The 1,553-nt window shown below is 71.8% G+C and carries 1 protein-coding gene; it reads right to left on the bottom strand.

What is annotated here, in order from left to right:
• Positions 1-147: 147 nt before the first annotated feature.
• The coding region (locus AB0J04_RS46090) for a hypothetical protein (protein WP_363174726.1) at positions 148-1,553 on the bottom strand (1,406 nt) is incomplete at its 5' end.

Genomic DNA, 1,553 nt, shown 5'->3' with positions numbered 1-1,553 from the left:
CGTCGCTCGGCACGTCGGGCCGCTGCGAGTGAAGCGGCCGCGTCGACATCCACGAACGGGTTCTCGAACAGGCCGAGGACGAACTTCTCGCGCAGCGGGCGCCCCCGCGGAAACGGTTGCGGGGTGGGACGGCCGGTCCGGTGCGGGTCAATCCCCTGCCCCCTTCACGGGTGTTCGGCCGTCTCGTCCAGCCGGGGTCAGCCGCAGCACGCTTCCTTCTCCGTTCGCCGACAGGAGGAGTGAGCCGTCCGGGCCCACCGCCAGTCCGGCGAACCGACGCGGCGGACCGGCGGGATGCGAGACCGGTCCCGGGTGGGGAAGGACGATTCCCGGGGGCAGCCCGACCGCCAGGCCCTCGGCCTCGACGCGGCTCTCCCCGGTGGTGAGGGAGATCGCCCGTAATCGGCGGTGCTCGACCTCGATCGTGAACAGTTCGTCGTCGAGCACGGCGAGCCCCTGGGGCGCGCCCAATCCGTCCGCCACGGTCACCGCCACGCCGGCGTCGATGCGGAGCACCGCGCCGAGGTGGTCGTCGCTGACGTAACAGGTCGTGTCGTCGAAGGCCACGTCCACAGGGTGGGCGAGCCCCTCGGCGAGCACCGTCAGGGTGTCGGACGGGTCGATCCGTACGACGCGCCCCGCGCCGGACTCGGCGACGACGAGCGAGCCGTCCGGTGCGACGGCGAGTCCGCCGGGCTCGTTCAGGCCGGTCGCGCGCACTCGTGCGTTGTCGTGCGCGGGGTTTTCGGTGCGCACCTCGCCGAACTGCGAGGTCGTGTGCAGGAGCCCGTCGTCCGCGGTGACGGCGTGGACGAAGGGCATCAACGCCCGGGTGGCACCGCCGGGTTGGTCCGTGCGGGAGCCGGTCAGCCGGGCCAGCCGGTAGTGGTCGGCCGCGTGGACCGTGCCGCCGAGGTCGACGGTGATGCCGTACGGGCCGTCGAGGCCGCGCGGCACGATCTCGCGGATCCTGCCGTCGGCGTGCATCTCCGTGACACCGCCGCTGGCGAAGCTGGAGACGTACATACGGTTCTCCGTGTCGAACGCCGCGTTGTCCAGCCCCGCCACGCCGGAGGTGACGACCCGCCGGTCACCGGTGGCGAGGTCGATACGGGTCACGATGCCGGCGATGCCCCGGGACAGGACGGTCAGGGTGCCTCCCTGGTCGAAGCGGACCGCGACCGGGTCGTGGACGTCCGTCGCGAACAACTCGGGTGTGCCGCCGTCCGGGGGGATCCGCCAGACCTGGTTGTCCATCATGTGGGGGTAGTAGAGGTAGCCGTCCGGGCCGAGTTGCATGGCGTTGCCGAAGGTCAGCCCGTCGGTCAGGACGACCGGGTCGCCGCCGTCCGGGAACAGCTCCAGCAACCGGCCGTTCATCGCCATCTCGTTGACGAACAGCCGGTCCCCGATACAGGTGATGCCGTTCGGGGCCCGGAGCGAGTCGGAGACCAGGCTGTAGTCGCCCGACGGGCTGCGGCGCCACACCCGGCCCGGCGTCAGATCGGTGATGTACATCGAGCCGTCCGCGCCGAAGGAGAGGTCGTCCGGCG

Source organism: Streptomyces sp. NPDC050263 (genome assembly GCF_040655955.1).
GTDB lineage: Bacteria > Actinomycetota > Actinomycetes > Streptomycetales > Streptomycetaceae > Streptomyces.
This window is presented reverse-complemented; position numbering and strand designations above follow the sequence as displayed.